The organism is Scandinavium sp. M-37 (assembly GCF_043558715.1).
GTDB classification, from domain to species: Bacteria; Pseudomonadota; Gammaproteobacteria; order Enterobacterales; family Enterobacteriaceae; genus Scandinavium; species Scandinavium vulneris_A.
In genome coordinates, this window is the sequence record NZ_JBIGIN010000033.1 from 16493 (window position 1) to 36093 (window position 19601).

Annotated in this window: 17 protein-coding genes and 1 pseudogene; 12 read left to right on the forward strand and 6 right to left on the reverse strand. The window is 54.4% G+C overall.

Annotation, left to right across the window (positions count from 1 at the left end; genetic code table 11):
- Positions 1–52: 52 nt before the first annotated feature.
- The gene (locus ACG0Z5_RS19330) at positions 53–952 is read left to right on the forward strand and encodes a Dyp-type peroxidase (RefSeq protein ID WP_394450298.1); all 900 of its coding nucleotides are present in this window, start codon (positions 53–55) and stop codon (positions 950–952) included.
- A 53-nt stretch (positions 953–1005) separates the two neighbouring features.
- On the opposite strand, the pseudogene nudI (ACG0Z5_RS19335) reads toward ACG0Z5_RS19330, so the two are convergent.
- A pseudogene (gene nudI, locus ACG0Z5_RS19335) lies at positions 1006–1257 on the reverse strand (nucleoside triphosphatase NudI); the annotation flags it as partial.
- Between the two features lie 103 nt (positions 1258–1360).
- On the opposite strand from nudI (ACG0Z5_RS19335), the gene ACG0Z5_RS19340 reads away from it, so the two are divergent.
- Both ACG0Z5_RS19340 and ACG0Z5_RS19345 read left to right on the forward strand, forming a co-directional pair.
- Complete coding sequence (locus ACG0Z5_RS19340) at positions 1361–2890, forward strand: esterase/lipase family protein (protein ID WP_394450299.1); 1530 nt, start codon at positions 1361–1363, stop codon at positions 2888–2890.
- Positions 2887–4005 carry a T6SS immunity protein Tli4 family protein gene (locus ACG0Z5_RS19345; RefSeq protein ID WP_394450301.1) on the forward strand — a complete coding sequence of 373 codons (1119 nt, stop codon included), beginning with the start codon at positions 2887–2889 and terminating at the stop codon, positions 4003–4005. Before ACG0Z5_RS19340 ends, ACG0Z5_RS19345 begins: the two co-directional genes overlap by 4 nt.
- A 63-nt stretch (positions 4006–4068) precedes the next feature.
- Here the strand turns inward: ACG0Z5_RS19345 and nudI (ACG0Z5_RS19350) are convergent, their stop codons facing one another.
- Positions 4069–4512 carry a nucleoside triphosphatase NudI gene (gene nudI / locus ACG0Z5_RS19350; protein ID WP_394450303.1) on the reverse strand — a complete coding sequence of 148 codons (444 nt, stop codon included), beginning with the start codon at positions 4510–4512 and terminating at the stop codon, positions 4069–4071.
- A 180-nt stretch (positions 4513–4692) separates the two neighbouring features.
- Here nudI (ACG0Z5_RS19350) and ACG0Z5_RS19355 point away from each other — a divergent pair, with 180 nt between their 5' ends.
- The 9 genes from ACG0Z5_RS19355 to pdxK all read left to right on the forward strand — a co-directional run bounded on the left by ACG0Z5_RS19355 (position 4693) and on the right by pdxK (position 15595).
- Entirely contained in the window at positions 4693–5706 is a 1014-nt protein-coding gene (locus tag ACG0Z5_RS19355) for a sulfate ABC transporter substrate-binding protein (protein WP_394450305.1), read from the forward strand.
- Entirely contained in the window at positions 5706–6539 is an 834-nt protein-coding gene (gene cysT / locus ACG0Z5_RS19360; RefSeq protein WP_319628066.1) for a sulfate/thiosulfate ABC transporter permease CysT, read from the forward strand. Before ACG0Z5_RS19355 ends, cysT begins: the two co-directional genes overlap by 1 nt.
- The gene (gene cysW / locus ACG0Z5_RS19365) at positions 6539–7414 is read left to right on the forward strand and encodes a sulfate/thiosulfate ABC transporter permease CysW (protein ID WP_394450307.1); all 876 of its coding nucleotides are present in this window, start codon (positions 6539–6541) and stop codon (positions 7412–7414) included. The genes cysT and cysW overlap by 1 nt, the downstream gene beginning before the upstream one ends.
- Positions 7404–8507 carry a sulfate/thiosulfate ABC transporter ATP-binding protein CysA gene (gene cysA, locus ACG0Z5_RS19370; protein ID WP_394450309.1) on the forward strand — a complete coding sequence of 368 codons (1104 nt, stop codon included), beginning with the start codon at positions 7404–7406 and terminating at the stop codon, positions 8505–8507. The genes cysW and cysA overlap by 11 nt, the downstream gene beginning before the upstream one ends.
- Positions 8508–8811: 304 nt before the next feature.
- Positions 8812–9609 carry a helix-turn-helix domain-containing protein gene (locus ACG0Z5_RS19375; protein ID WP_394450333.1) on the forward strand — a complete coding sequence of 266 codons (798 nt, stop codon included), beginning with the start codon at positions 8812–8814 and terminating at the stop codon, positions 9607–9609.
- A 148-nt stretch (positions 9610–9757) separates the two neighbouring features.
- Complete coding sequence (locus ACG0Z5_RS19380; protein WP_394450311.1) at positions 9758–11062, forward strand: MFS transporter; 1305 nt, start codon at positions 9758–9760, stop codon at positions 11060–11062.
- 27 nt (positions 11063–11089) lie between these two features.
- The gene (locus ACG0Z5_RS19385; RefSeq protein WP_394450312.1) at positions 11090–13771 is read left to right on the forward strand and encodes a glycoside hydrolase family 78 protein; all 2682 of its coding nucleotides are present in this window, start codon (positions 11090–11092) and stop codon (positions 13769–13771) included.
- A gap of 70 nt (positions 13772–13841) precedes the next feature.
- Positions 13842–14753 carry a cysteine synthase CysM gene (gene cysM / locus ACG0Z5_RS19390; protein WP_394450314.1) on the forward strand — a complete coding sequence of 304 codons (912 nt, stop codon included), beginning with the start codon at positions 13842–13844 and terminating at the stop codon, positions 14751–14753.
- Positions 14754–14758: 5 nt separating this feature from the next.
- The gene (gene pdxK / locus ACG0Z5_RS19395; RefSeq protein WP_394450316.1) at positions 14759–15595 is read left to right on the forward strand and encodes a pyridoxine/pyridoxal/pyridoxamine kinase; all 837 of its coding nucleotides are present in this window, start codon (positions 14759–14761) and stop codon (positions 15593–15595) included.
- 63 nt (positions 15596–15658) lie between these two features.
- On the opposite strand, the gene crr is transcribed toward pdxK, so the two are convergent.
- From crr to cysK, 4 genes are all read right to left on the reverse strand, one after another.
- The gene (gene crr, locus ACG0Z5_RS19400) at positions 15659–16168 is read right to left on the reverse strand and encodes a PTS glucose transporter subunit IIA (RefSeq protein ID WP_110509079.1); all 510 of its coding nucleotides are present in this window, start codon (positions 16166–16168) and stop codon (positions 15659–15661) included.
- A gap of 40 nt (positions 16169–16208) precedes the next feature.
- Positions 16209–17936, reverse strand: a complete 1728-nt coding sequence (ptsI, locus tag ACG0Z5_RS19405; protein WP_319628074.1) for a phosphoenolpyruvate-protein phosphotransferase PtsI — start codon at positions 17934–17936, stop codon at positions 16209–16211.
- Between the two features lie 44 nt (positions 17937–17980).
- A complete protein-coding gene (gene ptsH, locus ACG0Z5_RS19410) occupies positions 17981–18238 on the reverse strand; it encodes a phosphocarrier protein Hpr (protein ID WP_004960145.1) in 258 nt (85 codons plus the stop codon).
- Between the two features lie 379 nt (positions 18239–18617).
- A complete protein-coding gene (gene cysK, locus ACG0Z5_RS19415) occupies positions 18618–19589 on the reverse strand; it encodes a cysteine synthase A (protein WP_319628075.1) in 972 nt (323 codons plus the stop codon).
- Between the last annotated feature and the right edge of the window lie 12 nt (positions 19590–19601).

Here is a 19601-nt window from a genome sequence, read left to right on the forward strand (position 1 = left end):
ATAATGCCACGGGGTCGTGGCATCTTTTTTTCGCTTTTCAGGAGAAGCAGCGATGTCTCAGGTTCAGAGCGGCATTTTGCCGGAACATTGCCGTGCGGCGATTTGGATTGAAGCCAACGTTACAGGGGACGTTAACGCCCTGCGTGAGTGCAGCAAAGTGTTTGCCGATAAGCTGGCAACCTTTCAGGCGAAATTCCCCGACGCGCATCTTGGTGCCGTGGTTGCTTTCGGGCACGACACCTGGCGCAGTTTGAGCGGCGGGGTAGGCGCGTCAGAGCTGAAAGACTTCATTCCTTACGGCAAAGGTCTGGCGCCGGCGACGCAATACGATGTGCTAATCCACATACTGTCCCTGCGCCATGACGTCAATTTCTCCGTCGCTCAGGCCGCGCTGGAAGCGTTTGCCGGAGCAGTTGACGTCAAAGAAGAGATCCACGGTTTCCGCTGGGTGGAAGAACGTGACCTCAGCGGCTTCGTTGACGGCACCGAAAACCCGGCGGGAGAAGAGACCCGTCGCGACGTGGCGGTGATTGCTGATGGCATCGATGCGGGCGGCAGCTACGTGTTCGTCCAGCGCTGGGAACACAATCTCAAGCAGCTGAACCGTATGAGCGTTGCCGATCAGGAAATGATGATTGGACGCACCAAAGAAGCCAACGAAGAGATCGATGGCGACGAACGCCCGGAAACCTCACACCTGACCCGCGTCGATCTGAAAGAGAACGGCAAAGGACTGAAAATTGTTCGCCAGAGCCTGCCGTACGGCACCGCCAGCGGTACGCACGGCCTGTACTTCTGCGCCTATTGCGCGCGCCTGTACAACATCGAACAGCAGCTGCTGAGTATGTTCGGTGATACCGACGGCAAGCGTGACGCGATGTTACGTTTCACCCGGCCGGTGACCGGGGGCTATTACTTCGCGCCGTCGTTGGATAAATTGCTGGCACTGTAATGTTTACATGCCCGATGGCGCTTCGCTTATCGGGCCTACGAGCCCGGTGTTTTCTAGGCCTGGCCAGCGAAGCGCCGCCGGGCGTTTCGCGTTTCGGTACAGCAGCCCTTTATCGATAAACGTCTGGCGGGTGGGGTGGCGACGTTTAAATCGTACTCGCCAAGCCGCTCAGGGCTGACCCACGCCACGGCCTGGAACTCTTCATTAAATGTCACTTCGCGATTAGCACTCACGCAGTCGAACATCAGATAAATCATGTAAATCTCTTCCTGGCTGCCGTCCGCGTAGGTTTTGATGCGGGTGTCACGACCACTCGCCGGGAGTGAGCTAACTGATTTGAGTTAAGTTTGCTTCGGCGTATTATGGGCCTGATGCTTTTTACAGCAAAGGATTCCAGGAGCTTGACGCATGGACGGCAACGAAAATCATACCTATCACCGCCCCATCTGGGATGACCACGGGCAGTTTCACTACGACATTATTCCTCAACTGAAAGAAAAAAATTACGTGGCCGTTTGTCTCAAGCCGCCAGAAAAAGTGATCCCGGTGATTTTTATTCCGGGCGTGATGGGGTCCAATCTTAAAAACCAGGGGAGTGAAGTCTGGCAGTTCAGCGCCGCATCGCTTAAAAAGTGGCCTCTGGCGAGCCCGGAGAAAAGGAAGTTTCTCCTTGCTCCGAAGACCACAACGGTCGATGACCGCGGGGACATTTTTAACGACGGGGCGGATGGTAAAAAATTTCCCTCCCGGCGGGCGCGCGGGTGGGGAAGCGCATTTTACAAGAGCTACGGGGAGGCGCTCGACCGGCTGCAGTATCTGCTCAGTGATGACGACATCCTGATGGATAATTATTTCCGGGAAGCGCAACTGCAGACGGCGCGACAGCGTTTTACCGGTGTCAGGATAGGTGACGAGCCGGCAGAGCAGGTGCAGACCGAAGACGAAACGGAGCACAGCCACCGTTTTTTGTTTCCGCTGCACGTTTTTGGTTATAACTGGCTACAGTCCAATGCTGACTCAGCGGCGTCGCTGGGACAGTATATCAGCAGGGTGCTGGCGGACTATCACGGTCGTCTGGCGGTGAACAAGGTTATCCTGGTCACGCACTCGATGGGGGGACTGGTAGCCCGGCATTACTCAGAAAACATGGGCGGACAGGAAAATATACTGGGGATGGTACATGGCGTGATGCCGGACCTGGGCTCACCGGCGGCGTACAGGCGCATGAAAATCGGAGAGAGAGGCATTATCGGGATGATTATCGGGGATAATGCTGAAAAGCTGATGCCGGTGCTGGCTCAGTCGCCCGGGCCGTTACAGCTGCTGCCGGGGAAGGCTTATGGCCCGGGCTGGCTGAGAATAGAGGGCGACAATACCCGGTTGTCCCTGCCGGTGGCCGACCCGTATGAGGAAATTTACCTGAACAGGACGGACTGGTGGCGGTTATGTGAACAGGATTTGCTGCTGGATAACACCGAGGATGAGTGGAATAAATACGAAGAAAGGGTAAGTAAAGTAGTCCAAAAGTTTATCGAGAGGTTGAATGGCAAATACCACCCACAGACCTGGTTGTTTTACGGTGCGAGTGCGCGCAATCAGTCTGATGCATTCCTGACATGGAAAGAGCGGGTCCCTCAGAGCGTGAGGGAGGCACAGAGGCTGCGGGAGAGGGCAGGCGAACCCATTGAGTTGTCTCCATTAAGAACTTCGGAGCTTATCTCATCCGCAAGCCCTGGCGACGGCACGGTGCCGGTGACGGCAGTCCGGACTTCATCCCCCTGCTTTCAGGGTGTGCTGGCGACCAATGTTGATCATGAAGGGGCCTATGCCGTTGACCCCGTGGACCGTGGCCGTTCGGTTTACAGTGACCTGTCGGACGCACTGGTGTTCACGGTCCGTTCGGTGGTGAAAATTGTGCAGCAGGTACCGGCCCCATGAAAAAACGTCCTCTTTCCCTGCTCATCACCCCGGTACTGCTGCTGCTGCTGCTGGCGGCAGGATATTATATTCATCACTATGTGACATTTGTGCATACGCCGACGGCGTTAACGGACAAGGAAAAACGTATGGTCGATACGCTGTTTGCCACCCCCAAAGCCCAGTGTGTGGGGCGCTATGTGTTTGAGGTTCCGGGCTCCTTTGAAAATACGCTGCCGGACCGGGTTCAGATTAATGAGGTGCGCATCAGCAGCAAGCGACTCTATCGTCCGGCGTTTGAGCAGCGTATCCAGCGGCGGGAGCTGGAACTGAAAAACAGCGCTACCGTGGATCCGGTTGATCGGCCTTTTCTCAAGCAAGTGTACCGGTTGAATGAGAATGCGGTGATATTTGATCGTAATGAAAATGAGAGTGTTGCTGGATTTGGACGGATTCTGGAAGGGCATCTGTATGTTGACGGAGTGGCGTTTATCCTCACTCAGGAGATCACCGATTACTCTGACCCACATTATGCCAAGGAACGCGCGTTTTATTTGCGGGATGAGGCCAAAAGACCCGCTTGGATGGCGAACACTAAACCTCAAAAACTGGCAGAGCTACAGGATTTAATGTCGCGCCTGAGCGGGAGAAAGGATGATGAAATACCGACGGAACCGGGGACCTGCATTCCGCAGGGATTTATCCGCGACGGGAAGGGGAAGCCAAAGGAAGATATTACCTTTGTCTATTCACACAATCAGGTCTTTTCTTTTGTTGTCTGGAGCAATAACAGCTTAAAAGAGAGCACGACTATGCTGGAGCGCAGTCATGAGATTCAGGCTTACCTGACGGGAATAAATGCACGAACATTACGCAAAGACAAAACACAGATAGCTGGCTTTGATACCAGCGAATGGCTTAATACCGCCCCGTCAGATAAGTCACCCGATAATCCGTCTGCACAGCTATTGTTTTACGCTGTAGCCAACGAGAAAACGGCAGATTTCAGACATCCTAATCTTGACCTGACTCTGAGTAACTATGCCCTGCCACCCCCGACTTACAGCGATGCTGAACTGGTGGAAATATGGGACCGAATAACCCGTTCTTTCCGTATCAGGGATAACGCGTTCTGAGGAAGATATCCTGAGGTCAGCCACCGCTCTTCGTGAGATGACTGGCTGGACTCAGGAACACGGTTAATCAGGTCTGAATGACGACAACAATCCTTTATCGATAAACGTCTGGCGGGTGGCGACGTTTAAATCGTACTCGCCAAGCCGCTCAGGGCTGACCCACGCCACGGCCTGAAACTCTTCATTAAATGTCACTTCGCGATTAGCACTCACGCAGTCGAACATCAGATAAATCATGTAAATCTCTTCCTGGCTGCCGTCGGCGTAGGTTTTGATGCGGGTGTCATCGCGGAAATGCCAGGGCGTAATTTTCTCAATGTGCAGCTTATCGCCCAGCTCTTCGCTGATTTCGCGCCGCAGCGCCTGTTCCAGGGTTTCGCCGGGTTCCATACCGCCGCCGGACAGCGCCCACTGGCCGGGAAACACGCCGCGATCGTCGGCCATTTTGCACAGTAAATACGCTCCGTCGTTCTGAATAATCGGGCAGACAATCGTCCTTTGGCGCATCATTTCTTCCTCGTTAGGTTTTGGCCAAGTGTATCAAACGGGCGGGGTGAAAACTGCCGGATAGCCCTTATTCTCTTTTCAACTTCCAAATCACCAAACGGTATATAAAACCGTTACAGCTTTCATCCTCGTTATAAATATTATGACTGTAGATAGTCATCACATTTATAAGGGTGCGCAATGGCCGTTAAATCACTGAAAAAAGGAACACTGGTGCTGGGAGCCTTGCTGCTGGCGGCTCAGGCACAGGCGACTGAACTGCTGAACAGTTCCTATGATGTCTCCCGCGAGCTATTTGCTGCCCTTAATCCGCCGTTTGAACAGCAGTGGGCGAAGGATAACGGTGGCGATAAGCTGACCATTAAGCAATCTCATGCCGGTTCATCCAAACAGGCACTGGCGATTTTGCAGGGGCTGAAGGCCGATGTAGTGACCTATAACCAGGTGACGGATGTGCAAATCCTGCATGACCGGGGCAAGCTTATCCCGGCCAACTGGCAGAGTCGTTTGCCTAATAACAGCTCGCCGTTCTATTCCACTATGGCGTTCCTGGTGCGCAAGGGTAATCCGAAGAATATCCACGACTGGAACGACCTGGTACGCAGCGATGTGAAACTGGTGTTCCCGAACCCGAAAACGTCCGGTAACGCCCGTTATACCTATCTTGCAGCCTGGGGTGCGGCGGACAAAGCTGACGGCGGCGATAAAGCCAAAACCGAACAGTTCATGACTCAGTTCCTGAAAAACGTTCAGGTATTCGATACCGGCGGACGTGGCGCAACCACCACCTACGTGGAGCGTGGCCTGGGCGATGTGCTGATAAGCTTTGAATCCGAAGTGAACAATATTCGCAAGCAGTACGAAGACCAGGGTTTTGAGGTCATCGTGCCGAAAACCAACATTCTGGCCGAGTTCCCGGTGACCTGGGTCGACAAAAACGTCAAAGCCAACGGCACCGAGAAAGCAGCTAAAGCGTACCTGACCTGGCTGTACAGCCCGCAGGCGCAAACCATCATCACCGATTATTACTATCGCGTGAATAACCCGGCGGTGATGGACAAACTGAAAGACAAGTTCCCACAGACTGAACTGTTCCGTGTGGAAGATAAGTTTGGCTCATGGCCGGACGTGATGAAGACCCATTTCGCCAGCGGTGGCGAGCTGGATAAGCTGTTAGCGGCGGGGCATAAGTGATGTTTGCTGTTTCTTCCAGACGCGTGCTGCCGGGCTTTACCTTAAGCCTCGGCACCAGTCTGCTGTTCGTGTGCCTGATTTTATTGCTGCCGCTCAGTGCGCTGGTAATGCAGCTGGCGCAGATGAGCTGGGCGCAGTACTGGGAGGTTATCACTAATCCTCAGGTGGTGGCGGCTTACAAGGTGACACTGTTGTCGGCGTTTGTGGCCTCGATTTTTAACGGCGTGTTCGGCCTGCTGATGGCATGGATCCTCACCCGTTATCGTTTTCCGGGCCGCACGCTCCTTGATGCGCTGATGGATTTACCCTTCGCGCTGCCGACCGCGGTAGCGGGTTTAACCCTTGCCTCACTGTTTTCGGTGAACGGTTTCTACGGCGAATGGCTGGCGAAGTTCGATATCAAAGTGACTTACACCTGGCTTGGGATCGCCGTGGCGATGGCGTTCACCAGCATTCCGTTTGTGGTGCGTACCGTACAGCCAGTGCTCGAAGAACTTGGCCCGGAATACGAAGAAGCGGCGGAAACCCTCGGTGCTACCCGGATACAGAGCTTCCGCAAAGTGGTGCTGCCGGAGCTTTCCCCGGCCTTGCTGGCGGGCGTGGCGTTGTCGTTCACCCGCAGCCTCGGTGAATTCGGCGCGGTTATTTTTATTGCCGGGAACATCGCCTGGAAAACCGAAGTCACCTCGCTGATGATTTTCGTGCGTTTGCAGGAGTTTGACTATCCGGCGGCGAGTGCGATTGCCTCGGTGATCCTTGGGGCGTCGCTGTTGCTGCTCTTTTCCATCAACACCTTGCAGAGTCGCTTTGGTCGACGCGTGGTAGGTCACTAATGGCGGAAGTCACTCAATTGAAGCGCTACGATGCGCCCCGCATCAACTGGGGCAAATGGTTTTTGATTGGCACCGGGATGCTGGTGTCAGCCTTCATTCTGCTGGTGCCGATGATTTATATCTTCGTCGAGGCGTTCAGCAAAGGGCTGATGCCGGTGCTGCACAATCTGGCCGATCCGGACATGCTGCACGCCATCTGGCTGACGGTGATGATTGCACTGATAACCGTCCCGGTGAACCTGGTATTCGGCACACTGCTGGCCTGGCTGGTGACGCGCTTTACCTTCCCCGGTCGCCAGCTGTTGCTCACGCTGCTGGATATTCCGTTTGCGGTCTCGCCGGTGGTGGCGGGGCTGGTCTATTTGCTGTTCTACGGCTCCAACGGCCCGCTGGGTGGCTGGCTTGATGAGCATAACCTGCAAATTATGTTTGCCTGGCCGGGCATGGTTCTGGCGACTATTTTCGTGACCTGTCCGTTTGTGGTGCGCGAGCTGGTACCGGTGATGCTGAGCCAGGGCAGTAATGAAGACGAGGCAGCGATCCTGCTGGGCGCATCCGGCTGGCAAATGTTCCGTCGCGTCACGCTGCCGAACATTCGCTGGGCGCTGCTGTATGGCGTGGTACTGACCAACGCCCGAGCGATCGGCGAGTTTGGCGCGGTATCGGTGGTGTCCGGTTCGATTCGCGGTGAAACGCTGTCGCTGCCGTTGCAGATTGAATTACTTCAGCAAGATTACAACACCGTCGGTTCGTTTACCGCCGCAGCCCTGCTGACGTTAATGGCTATTTTGACCCTGTTTTTGAAGAGTGTGGTGCAGTGGCGCCTGGAAAATCAGGAAAAACGCGCGCATCAGGAGACGCATCATGAGCATTGAGATTGCCAGCATTAAGAAATCGTTTGGTCGCACCCAGGTGCTGAATGATATCTCCCTGGACATTCCGTCCGGGCAGATGGTGGCGCTGCTCGGGCCGTCCGGCTCCGGTAAAACCACGCTGCTGCGGATTATCGCCGGGCTGGAGCACCAGACCAGCGGCCAGATCCGCTTCCAGGGCACCGACGTCAGTCGTCTGCACGCCCGCGATCGTAAAGTCGGTTTTGTGTTCCAGCATTACGCCCTGTTCCGCCACATGACGGTGTTCGAGAATATCGCCTTTGGCCTGACGGTGCTGCCGCGTCGTGAGCGTCCAAACGCGGCGCAAATTAAAGCCAAAGTGACCCGGCTTCTGGAAATGGTCCAGCTGGCGCATTTAGCGGACCGCTACCCGGCCCAACTCTCTGGCGGGCAGAAACAGCGTGTCGCCCTGGCGCGTGCGCTGGCGGTAGAGCCGCAAATCCTGCTGCTCGACGAACCCTTCGGCGCGCTGGATGCACAGGTGCGTAAAGAACTGCGCCGCTGGCTGCGTCAGCTGCATGAAGAGTTGAAATTTACCAGCGTGTTCGTTACCCACGATCAGGAAGAGGCGATGGAAGTCGCGGACCGGGTGGTGGTGATGAGCCAGGGCAACATCGAACAGGTCGATGCCCCAGAGCAGGTGTGGCGCGAACCGGCTACCCGTTTCGTGCTGGAATTTATGGGTGAGGTGAATCGCCTGAAAGGCATTGTGCGCGGGGGGCAATTCCACGTGGGTGCGCACCGCTGGCCGCTGGGCTATACGCCTGCACATCAGGGGCCGGTAGATTTGTTCTTGCGCCCGTGGGAAGTCGACGTTAGCCGTCGCACCAGCCTCGATTCGCCGCTGCCGGTGCAGGTGCTGGAAGCCAGCCCGAAAGGCCACTACACCCAGTTGGTGGTTCAGCCGCTGGGCTGGTATGACGAAACGCTCACCGTGGTGATGCGCGGGGACGATGCCCCGCAGCGGAGCGAACGTCTGTTCGTCGGCCTGCAACACGCTCGCCTGTACTCCGGCAAAGAGCGGATTGAAAACCGTGAGGAAATTAATCCTCTGATGCTGGCCGAAACCGCCTGACGGTTTTCACGCATATCCCAGAGAGGGCCCATGGAAACATGGGCCTTTTTTTATTTCGCTTAAACAAAGAGGATATTCGCACAGTAATGGCGAAAAATGGCGTGACCGTCACAGAGAGTTACGCCTGAATGCCATTGGCGCATAATGACTTGTCACTGCTCTTACTGTTTAATGTTGACATGCCGTGACAAATATCAGTCTTACTATGTGTAAGGATATTAACGTAATACGTGAGGTCATTTTGGTAGATATTAAACAATGCGAAGATTTCTTTCCCTCTGAAGACCATGCGTTTTGCGTGTTTATGTTAAGCAATCAGGCGATGGCCGATCTGCACGGACATGAATTCGATGAACTGGTGGTTGTGCGCAGCGGCAGCGGGTTTCATATTGTTAACGATCATGCCGAAATGATCCGCCCGGGTGATTTCTTTTTCGTGACTGCCAATGATGTTCATTATTATGAAGCCACCAGTGAACTGTCACTGATTAATATTCTTATTCATCGCCAACGCGCGTTTCAATATATTAAAAACATCGAACCCCTGATTGCATCGATCGCTGAAAAGACCCGGCCGTATAATGACCGCTATCAGCCGCTGACGGAACAGGCGCTTAATAGCATTCTTACGCTGGCAGAAGGGATCAGCCGTCGACGCGATGATGCGTTTGATCCGCTCTATTTTTCTGCTACCGAATCCGCTTTTTTGCAAATCCTGACCCTGCTGTGCGAGGGCCAACCGGTCAGCAAAAACGCCGCCGTTGACGAGCGGCGTAAGATTTATTTGCTCGACCATATTCGCCAGCACTACGCGCAGGATATCAACTGGAAAAGCGTGTGTGAGGAGGGCGGCATTGCGCTGCGTACGCTTTACCGTTTCTTCCGTGAAATGACCGGCAGTACGCCGGAAAAATTTCAGCAACTGTATCGTTTACTGAAGGCGCAGGAATTATTGCGCACCACTGATATTCCGGTTAGCCGAATTGCCTTACTGTGTGGATTTCTCAATCCGCCGCGTATGAGCGAGGCCTATCGCCGGTATTTTCAACACACCCCTTCGCAGGAGCGACAATTAAGCACCTCAATTAAACAAAAACAGTAATACGTTTTACGGACATATTTATTCTACACATTTGGCGGTTCATATGATAACCGCCCGGCTAAGTATTGCCCGGATATACCCGTTACGCATTAAGTTTATTCATCAGGAGTGGATTTATTATTCTTACAACCTAGCTGGAGTATTTATTATGCTCAATATTAAACAGCCCAATCCGTGGTACGTTGGCGTTGTTTCCGGTATGGCCTCATATATTGATTCAGCGGCGATTGTGTCCAATGGCACGGCGCTGGTGATTTATCAAAAGGCCATCGGAACCACCTCAACGGAAATTGGCATTCTTTCTGGGGTTTTAACGTTATGTATTGCTCTGGGCGCATTTACCGGCGGTCGTCTGGGCGATTGTTACGGCAGGCGCAACGTTTTTATTATCACCATGGTAATGGTATTTATCGGCACGCTGCTGCTGGCTTTTTCCGGCGGATTTTATTTGTTGCTGTTGGGAACTGTCCTCGTCGGGCTGGCAACCGGGGCCGACCTGCCCGTCTCGCTGGCAACCATTTCGGAAGCGGCGAGTGATAAGAATCGCGGCAAAATTATCGGCCTGTCTAATTTGCTGTGGTTTGCGGGTATTTGTACCACCATGGCGATTTCAGCGCTGGTCGGCGGATGGGGCCGAACCGGGGCGCAAATCTTATATCTGCACGTCGGCTGCGTGGCGCTCATTCTGCTGGTGCTGCGCTGGTCGTTGCCGGAATCCCCGATGTGGCTGACCGCGCATAAAGAACGGAAGGCGGGGAGATCCACCGTCCGGGCGCAAAAAACGTCGGTCAGGGATTTACTGCATGGGAAATACCTCTGGCCCTTTATCGCGCTGTGTCTGTTTTACATGTTTACCAATCTGGCAGCCAATACCGGCGGGCAGTTCGGGTCTTATGTCGCAGTGAATGTGGTCGGTATCACGGTCGAAAAAAATGCATTGTGGAACTTGATAGCGATGCCGGTCGGTGTGCTGTCCGGATTACTGTTTATGAAAATGGTGGATACCGAAAAACGTATGCTGGTGTTCATCATCGGGGCCTGCTTCTTTGCTGGCGGCTTCCTCACCCCGGTTCTGCTGAATTTCTCCCCTGTCTCCTGGCTGTGTTTCTTACTGTTCACCGCGATTGGCAGCGGGATGGCGTTTGAAGGGATCATGAAAGTCTGGTCGCAGGAATCTTTTCCGACCATGCTGCGCGCCACCGCACAGGGGGCGATTGTCGGCCTGGCACGCCTGACCTGCGGCATCCTCGCCTTTGTTACGCCGGTGCTGCTCGATGCCGGGCCGGTGGTGCTCTACATGTTGCTGTCTGGTCTGGTGGCCTCAGGCATGTTTATCGGCTGGCTGTGCTTTCACGGCAAGCGGCGCAGCGAGTTCAGTAGTGAAGCGGAGATTGTGCTCGATAACGCCACCGGGCATGTGCCGGTTGCTGCGCACACCACCACCCCCCATTAATCCTGAAATCAAGTGGAGTCAAAGATTATGCTGTCAGTCAGTCAAATGCTGTTGAATGGAGAGCCGCGCCTGATGGGGGTAGATGCGTTACCCCTGGTGGGCTGGAAAATCGAAAGCGATAACCACAATGTGCTCCAGCGCGCGTGGCATCTCCAGTGCAGTACCAGAGCAGACTTTTCGTCACTGATTTTTGACAGTGGCGAAGTCGTGAGCGAGCAGTCCAACAATATTGAGTTGGGCGATGCCGTGCTCTCCCCGTCGACCCGTTACTACCTGCGGGTGCGCGTCACCGACAATTACGGGGAACGCAGCGCCTGGAGTCCGTCGGCGGAGTTCGTCACCGGCATGCTCGGCACCCCGTGGCAGGGCGCGTTTATCTCTGCGGAACTCCCCGCTGATAAAGCGGAGTCGAAAGTGACACTGCTGCGTAAAGCTTTTGCCCTGTCGCCGCGCAAAGCGATTACCGCAGCGTGGGTTCATGCCACGGCGCTGGGTATCTATCAGCTGTTTCTCAACGGCGAGCGCGTGGGTAACGATGAGCTAACCCCTGGCTGGACCAGCTATCGCCATCATCTGCTGTATCAAACCTATGATGTCACCGGGTTACTGGCGCAGGGCGAAAACGTGATAGGCGCAGAGCTGGGTGCAGGCTGGTTTAAAGGCGATATGGGCTTTGCCCGCCACCGTAACTACTACGGAGAACAAACCGCGCTGCTGTGCCAGCTGGTGGTGCAGTATGAGGACGGCACCCAACAGATACTGGCGTCGGACAACAGCTGGCGCGGGAGTGATTCTGCCTGCACATTTGCGGAAATTTATGATGGAGAGCGCTTCGATGCCCGGCGGGTGCAGCAGGGCTGGAATCGGCCAGGCTTTAACGAGGGCTCATGGCGAGCGGTTAACCGCGTCGACTGGGATAAACATACCCTCACCGCCCAGGGGGCAGGCACCGTCCAGCAAATTGAGCGTCTACCGGTCAAAGCGCTGATCGTCACTCCGCAGGGCGATAAGGTGCTCGATTTTGGCCAGAACATGAGTGGCTGGGTCGAGTTTCGGGTACGCGGCCAGGCCGGAGACAAGGTGGCGTTACGGCATTTCGAAACGCTGGATGCCAACGGCAACGTCTATCTCGACAACCTGCGCACCGCCCAGCAGACCATCGAGTATCACTTAAGCGGCGAGGCGGAAGAAGTATGGCACCCGCGCTTTAGCTGGCAGGGTTTCCGCTATGTGAAGGTCGAGGCGTTTCCCGGGGTACTGAGTCTGAATCACTTCAGCGCGATTGTGATTCATTCCGCGATGGCACCGACCGGGCAGTTTTCCTGTTCAAACCCCGACCTTAATCAGTTGCATCACAACATTTTGTGGGGGCTGAAAAGCAACTTTGTTGACGTACCGACCGATTGCCCGCAGCGTGATGAACGCCTGGGCTGGACCGGCGATGCACAGATTTTCTGTCGCACCGCCAGCTACCTGATGCAAACCCAGACCTTCTTTGCGAAATGGCTGGCTGACCTGAAATACGATCAAACTCCGGAAGGCGGCGTCCCGCACGTGATCCCCGATATCCTTACCGGTCACTGCTGTCAGGATAAGTTTCTGGCGGAAGGGGGGACGCATTCGGCAACGGGCTGGGCGGATGCGGCTGTGGTTAATCCCTGGACGATGTACCTGATGTACGGCGATAAGCGGGTGCTGGAAAACCAGTATGCGAGTATGAAAGGCTGGGTCGATTTCATGCAGGCACATGCGGATAACGACATCTGGCGCTACAAGCTCCAGTTTGGTGACTGGGTCGCGCTGGATGCGCAGGAGGGCAGCTATTTTGGTGCTACGCCGGAAGACTTGATCTGCACCGCCTGGTACGCCCATTCGACGCTGCTGTTGGCGAAAACCGCTCAGGTGCTCGGTCAGAGTGAGGATTACGACTATTACCGCGCGCTGCAGGCGCGGATTGTGGCCCGCTTCCGCGAACGCTTCTTTACTGCCGACGGCGAGATGACGGCGCGTACCCAGACGGCGCATATCCTTGCTCTGTGTTTCAATCTGGTGCCTGACGTCTGGCGCGAGCGCACCGCCGATACGCTGGTGGAATTGCTGCACGAGCACGGCGGGCATTTGGTGACCGGTTTCCTCGGAACGCCGTATTTCTGCCATGCCTTGAGTCAAAACCAGTATCCGAAGGAGGCCTGGGCTCTGCTGCTGAAAGAGGATTTCCCATCCTGGCTGTATCAGGTTAAGGCCGGGGCGACCACTATCTGGGAGCACTGGGACGGCATCAAGCCGGATGGTTCGATGTGGAGCCCGGACATGAACTCCTTCAACCACTATGCTTACGGCGCGGTGGGGGAGTGGCTGTATCGCACCGTGGCAGGCATTGAGGCAGATGAAACGGCACCAGGATTCAAACATATAGTGATTGCCCCGCTGCCCGGTGGCGGCCTGAGTTGGATGAACGCTCACTATCGCTCTATTTATGGCGACATCGCGGTGAAGTGGCAGGCGCAACAGGGACGCGTGGTGCTGACGTTCAGCATTCCAGCGAACACAACCGCGACCGTAAAACTGCCGGGTGCGAAAGAAGTGGTAGCCTGCGGTGAACTGAATTTTGTTCGCGCCGGGGAGCAATGGTCCGCGCGCTGCGGATCGGGGGAATACCGGATTGAGTATTTGCCTGATGAATCGGTAGACCTGACTTACACAGACTGATAGCTTAACGTTATCACACTGAGCAAGCGGCCCTCGTGGCCGCTTTTTCTATGAAAGTCTGGACCGGAACGTGAACACATTAGAACAAACCATCGGCAACACACCGTTAGTCAAACTGCAGCGTATGGGGCCGGATAACGGCAGCGAAATTTGGGTCAAGCTGGAAGGCAATAATCCTGCGGGGTCGGTGAAAGACCGGGCCGCGCTGTCGATGATTGTTCAGGCGGAAAAACGCGGCGAAATCAAACCGGGCGATGTGCTGATTGAAGCCACCAGTGGCAACACCGGCATCGCGCTGGCGATGATTGCCGCGTTAAAAGGCTATCGCATGAAGCTGCTGATGCCCGACAACATGAGTCAGGAACGCCGCGCGGCGATGCGGGCGTATGGCGCAGAACTGATCCTGGTCAGCAAAGAGCAGGGAATGGAAGGCGCCCGTGATTTGGCGCTGGAAATGGCCGAGCGCGGGGAAGGTAAACTGCTCGATCAGTTTAACAATCCTGATAATCCTTACGCCCACTACACCACCACCGGGCCGGAAATCTGGCAGCAGACGAACCAACGGATCACCCATTTTGTCTCCAGCATGGGCACCACCGGGACGATTACCGGCGTGTCGCGCTTTCTGCGTGAGCAGGCGAAAAAGGTGTCGATCGTCGGCCTGCAACCGGAAGAGGGCAGCAGCATCCCGGGCATTCGCCGCTGGCCTGCGGCCTATATGCCGGGCATTTTTAATGCCTCTCTGGTGGATGAGGTCATGGATATTCATCAGCGCGACGCGGAAAATACCATGCGTGAACTGGCGGTGCGGGAAGGTATTTTCTGCGGCGTGAGTTCTGGTGGCGCCGTTGCCGGTGCGCTGCGGGTGGCGAGAGCCAATCCGGGGGCCGTGGTGGTGGCGATTATCTGCGATCGCGGCGATCGGTATTTGTCGACCGGCGTGTTTGGTGAAGAGAGTTACAGTCAGGGGGCGGGGATTTAACGGTCATGGAGATGATTCTTTTCCGGGATAAAACCCGGGCGCAACAGGCCGATATTGTGGCCGTGCAGTCTCAGGTGGTTTACGGCAGCGTCGGTAACAGCGTGGCGGTGCCGAACATTAAGCAGCATAACCTCAACGTGCTGGCGGTGCCGACGGTGCTGTTCAGCAATACGCCGCATTACGACACCTTTTATGGGGGTGTGATTCCGGACGAGTGGTTCAGTGGCTATCTGCGCGCGCTCGAAGAGCGTGATGCGCTGCGTGAGCTTAAAGCGGTCACTACTGGCTATATGGGCAGCGCCAGCCAGATTGCCATTCTGGCGCGGTGGCTGAAGGCGATGCGGGAAAAACATCCGCAGATGATGATTCTGGTGGACCCGGTAATTGGCGACACCGACAGCGGCGTTTACGTGAAACCGGAAATTCCGGCGGCCTATTGCGAACATCTGCTGCCGTTGGCGCAGGGCATTACGCCGAACGTGTTTGAGCTGGGCGTGCTCAGTGGTAAGCCGTGCGACACGCTGGATAACGCGATTATCGCGGCGAAAAGTTTGCTTTCGGACACCCTAAAGTGGGTGGCGATCACCAGTGCGCCGGTGGCGGATGACAATGACATTCATGTGGTGCTGGTGACGAAAGAGAGTGTGGATGTCAGCGGCTGGCCCCGCGTGGCGACCGATTTGAAAGGCACTGGCGACCTGTTCTGTTCTGAGCTGATTAGCGGTGTAGTACAGGGGAAAACGTTGCAGGATTGCGTACATGCGGCCGGAAACCGGGTAGTCGAGGTGATGCGTTATACGCTGGAAAAAGGCTATGACGAGCTGATTCTGCCACCACGATAACCGCGAACCGCAGAAACAAAAATGGCGCCCGAAGGCGCCATTTGTCTATCCGAGCGGCATCAATTACTTCTTGATGCGGATAACCGGAGTTTCACCAACGGTCACGCTACCGGACAGTTTGATCAGCTCTTTGATCTCGTCCATGTTGGAGATAACAACCGGAGTCAGGGTAGACTTGGCTTTCTCTTCCAGCAGGGCCAGATCGAACTCGATCACCGGATCGCCAACTTTAACGCGCTGGCCTTCTTCCGCAATACGTTTGAAACCTTCACCTTTCAGTTCAACGGTATCGATACCGAAGTGAACGAACAGCTCAATGCCACTGTCGGACTCGATTGAGAACGCGTGGTTGGTTTCAAAGATTTTACCGATGGTACCGTCTACCGGCGCAACCATTTTGTTGCCGGTCGGTTTGATAGCAATGCCATCGCCCACGATTTTCTCAGCAAAAACAACATCCGGCACGTCTTCGATGTTGACGATCTCGCCAGAGAGCGGAGCAACAATCTCAATAGTTCCGGTGTCTTTCTTATCATCAGAAACCAGAGATTTCAGTTTATCGAACAAACCCATGATCTTCTCCTAAGCAGTAATTTGGGCCGCATCTCGTGGATTAGCAGATTGTTTTTTCTTCAATGAACTTGTTAACCAGCGTCATTAACTCGTCCGTTGTCGGTTGAGCAAGAGCCTGCTCTGCTAAAACCTTCGCATCTTCGAAGTTCGTGTTACGGATAATCTTCTTAATGCGCGGGATGGAAATGGCACTCATAGAGAATTCGTCCAGACCCATACCCAGCAACAGAAGTGTAGCACGTTCATCGCCTGCAAGCTCACCACACATGCCAGTCCACTTGCCTTCAGCATGAGAAGCATCAATAACTTGCTTGATCAGGGTGAGAACAGACGGTGACATCGGCTGGTAGAGATGCGAGATCATATCATTACCACGGTCAACTGCCAGGGTATACTGCGTTAAATCATTGGTTCCGATACTAAAGAAGTCAACTTCTTTGGCTAAATGACGCGCAATCGTTGCCGCAGCCGGTGTTTCCACCATCACGCCCACTTCGATTGATTCGTCAAACGCTTTACCTTCGTCACGCAGTTCCTGCTTGTAGATTTCGATCTCTTTCTTGAGTGCACGCACTTCTTCAACAGAGATGATCATCGGGAACATGATGCGCAGCTTACCGAAAGCGGAAGCACGCAGGATGGCGCGAACCTGGTCACGCAGGATCTCTTTGCGATCCATGGCGATACGCACTGCGCGCCAGCCCAGGAACGGGTTCTCTTCTTTCGGGAAGTTCATGTACGGCAGCTCTTTGTCGCCACCGATGTCCATGGTACGGACAATAACCGCCTGAGAGCCACAGGCTTCAGCAACGGCTTTGTATGCGGCAAACTGTTCTTCTTCAGTTGGCAGCGCATCACGGTCCATGAACAGGAATTCTGTACGATACAGGCCGACACCTTCAGCGCCATTGCGCTCTGCACCGTCGATATCACGCACGGTACCGATGTTGGCACAGACTTCTACCTGATGACCGTCGAGAGTAATCGCTGGCAGGTCTTTCAGTTTTGCCAGTTCGGCTTTCTCTTCCGCAACCTGGGTCTGAATCTTACGCAGGGCGTCGATCTCTTCGTTAGTCGGGTTAACGTAAACTTTGTTGTTAACCGCATCGAGGATCAGATAGTCGTCGTTTTTAACTTCGGAAGTCACGCTACCGGTGCCCACGATCGCTGGCAGTTCAAGGGAACGGGCCATGATAGAGGTGTGGGAGGTACGGCCACCGATGTCAGTGATGAAACCCAGCACCTTGTTCAGGTTCAGCTGTGCGGTTTCGGACGGTGTCAGGTCTTTGGCAACCAGGATAACTTCGTCCTGAATAGCGCTCAGGTCGATGATAGCCAGACCCAAAATGTTGCGCATCAGGCGTTTACCGATATCACGTACGTCAGCTGCACGTTCTTTCAGGTATTCGTCGTCCAGTTCTTCCAGAGCAGTCGCCTGACCTTCGATAATCTCATTGGCTGCTGCATCAGCAGTCATGTGCTTATCTTTAATCAGGGCTATGATTTCCTGCTCCAGCTCCTCATCTTCCAGCAACATGATGTGGCCTTCGAAGATGGCTTCTTTTTCTTCGCCGAACGTTTCGCCAGCTTTCGTTTTGATTGCTTCCAGCTGTGCGGACGCCTTCGCGCGACCACTCAGAAAGCGTTCAACTTCCTGGTCGACGCTGTCGGCAGAAATTTTCTTCCGGTCGATGACAATTTCATCTTCTTTCAGCAGCAATGCTTTGCCGAAAGCGATACCCGGGGATGCTAAAATGCCTGAAATCATAACCCTACCTTACTTGTGACTGATTTTAAAAAGAACTCGTGAACTTACTCGAGTTCAGCCATCAGCTTAACCAGATGTTCAACTGCTTTCTGCTCGTCTTCGCCTTCAGCAGAAATGGTCACCACGGTGCCCTGAGTCAGACCCAAAGTCTGCAGTTTGAACAGGCTTTTAGCGCTGGCGCTTTTGCCGTTGGAGGTTACTGTGATCTCAGAAGCGAAGCCTTTAGCTTCTTTAACAAACTGAGCGGCAGGGCGGGTATGCAGACCGTTCGGAGCGGTAATGGTAACTTCTTGCTGGAACATTATATTTCCCCAACTTATAGGTTTAGTGTTGTGGAACTAAAGTCTAGCCTGGCGGCTACACTTTAGCCTGGATTGATTAGCGCCGGCGGATACGAAAGCGAAACAGAAGGTCTGACGCAATCCTGGCAGGCACTTCTGGCCGATGACGTTTAGCTCGTCATTAAACATTATGCCGCGAAAGCAAGATTTGAACCAAATCATAAAATCGATTCAGCCAGCGTAAATGCTCAAATGAATAATTTCGCGCTTCAAAATAAATATGACGGTTAAATACCAGACCCGACGGGGGGAAGCAATGCCAGGTGGACCAAAAGTATGACCTGTGCCACAAAAAAGCACCCTGCCGGGTGCTTTTTTGGTCAACTTTTTACATTTGGCATTACTGTTGCAATTCTTTCTCAGTGAAGAGATCGGCAAACAACGCAGTGCTCAAGTAACGCTCACCCGACGACGGTAGGATAACCACAATATTCTTATTGGTAAAGGTTTCATCTTCCTGCAGTTTCAGCGCGGCAGCAACGGCTGCGCCTGACGAAATCCCGGCCAGAATACCTTCTTCTTCCATCAGACGACGTGCGGTGGAGATGGCTTCTTCGTTGGTGATAGTCACCACTTTGTCGATAAGCTTCAGGTCGAGGTTGCCTGGGATGAAGCCCGCGCCGATACCCTGGATTTTATGTGGGCCAGGTTTGATTTCATCGCCTGCCAGTGCCTGGGTGATGACCGGGGAGTCGGTCGGTTCAACCGCGACGCTAATCAAGTCGGTTTTGCCTTTTGTACCTTTAATATAGCGAGACACCCCGGTGAGGGTCCCACCGGTGCCGACGCCCGCGATAAACACGTCAACCTGACCGTCAGTGTCTTCCCAGATTTCCGGGCCTGTGGTTTTCTCGTGGATTTCCGGGTTGGCCGGGTTGCTGAACTGCTGCAGCAGCAGGAATTTTTCCGGGTTGTCCGCCACAATTTCTTCGGCTTTCTGAATAGCACCTTTCATGCCTTTCGCGCCTTCGGTCAGCACCAGATTCGCGCCCAGCGCTTTCAGCAGTTTGCGACGTTCAATACTCATGGTTTCTGGCATGGTCAGCGTCAGCTTGTAGCCCCGCGCGGCAGCCACATAGGCGAGCGCTATCCCGGTGTTACCACTGGTCGGTTCAACCAGTTCGATACCCGGTTTCAGCACACCACGTTTTTCGGCATCCCAAATCATGTTGGCACCGATACGGCATTTGACGCTGAAGCTCGGGTTGCGTGATTCCACCTTCGCGAGGATGCGTCCATTACCGATTCGGTTCAGACGAACCAGCGGCGTATGACCGATTGTCAGCGAGTTATCTTCAAAAATCTTACTCATAGCCCGTCCTTA

Coding starts and splice junctions, on each gene's coding strand:
- ACG0Z5_RS19330 (WP_394450298.1), top strand. CDS start 53: ATGTCTCAGGTTCAGAGCGGCATTTTGCCGGAACATTGCCGTGCGGCG.
- ACG0Z5_RS19340 (WP_394450299.1), top strand. CDS start 1,361: ATGGACGGCAACGAAAATCATACCTATCACCGCCCCATCTGGGATGAC.
- ACG0Z5_RS19345 (WP_394450301.1), top strand. CDS start 2,887: ATGAAAAAACGTCCTCTTTCCCTGCTCATCACCCCGGTACTGCTGCTG.
- nudI (WP_394450303.1), bottom strand. CDS start 4,512: ATGCGCCAAAGGACGATTGTCTGCCCGATTATTCAGAACGACGGAGCG.
- ACG0Z5_RS19355 (WP_394450305.1), top strand. CDS start 4,693: ATGGCCGTTAAATCACTGAAAAAAGGAACACTGGTGCTGGGAGCCTTG.
- cysT (WP_319628066.1), top strand. CDS start 5,706: ATGTTTGCTGTTTCTTCCAGACGCGTGCTGCCGGGCTTTACCTTAAGC.
- cysW (WP_394450307.1), top strand. CDS start 6,539: ATGGCGGAAGTCACTCAATTGAAGCGCTACGATGCGCCCCGCATCAAC.
- cysA (WP_394450309.1), top strand. CDS start 7,404: ATGAGCATTGAGATTGCCAGCATTAAGAAATCGTTTGGTCGCACCCAG.
- ACG0Z5_RS19375 (WP_394450333.1), top strand. CDS start 8,812: ATGTTAAGCAATCAGGCGATGGCCGATCTGCACGGACATGAATTCGAT.
- ACG0Z5_RS19380 (WP_394450311.1), top strand. CDS start 9,758: ATGCTCAATATTAAACAGCCCAATCCGTGGTACGTTGGCGTTGTTTCC.
- ACG0Z5_RS19385 (WP_394450312.1), top strand. CDS start 11,090: ATGCTGTCAGTCAGTCAAATGCTGTTGAATGGAGAGCCGCGCCTGATG.
- pdxK (WP_394450316.1), top strand. CDS start 14,759: ATGGAGATGATTCTTTTCCGGGATAAAACCCGGGCGCAACAGGCCGAT.
- crr (WP_110509079.1), bottom strand. CDS start 16,168: ATGGGTTTGTTCGATAAACTGAAATCTCTGGTTTCTGATGATAAGAAA.
- ptsI (WP_319628074.1), bottom strand. CDS start 17,936: ATGATTTCAGGCATTTTAGCATCCCCGGGTATCGCTTTCGGCAAAGCA.
- ptsH (WP_004960145.1), bottom strand. CDS start 18,238: ATGTTCCAGCAAGAAGTTACCATTACCGCTCCGAACGGTCTGCATACC.
- cysK (WP_319628075.1), bottom strand. CDS start 19,589: ATGAGTAAGATTTTTGAAGATAACTCGCTGACAATCGGTCATACGCCG.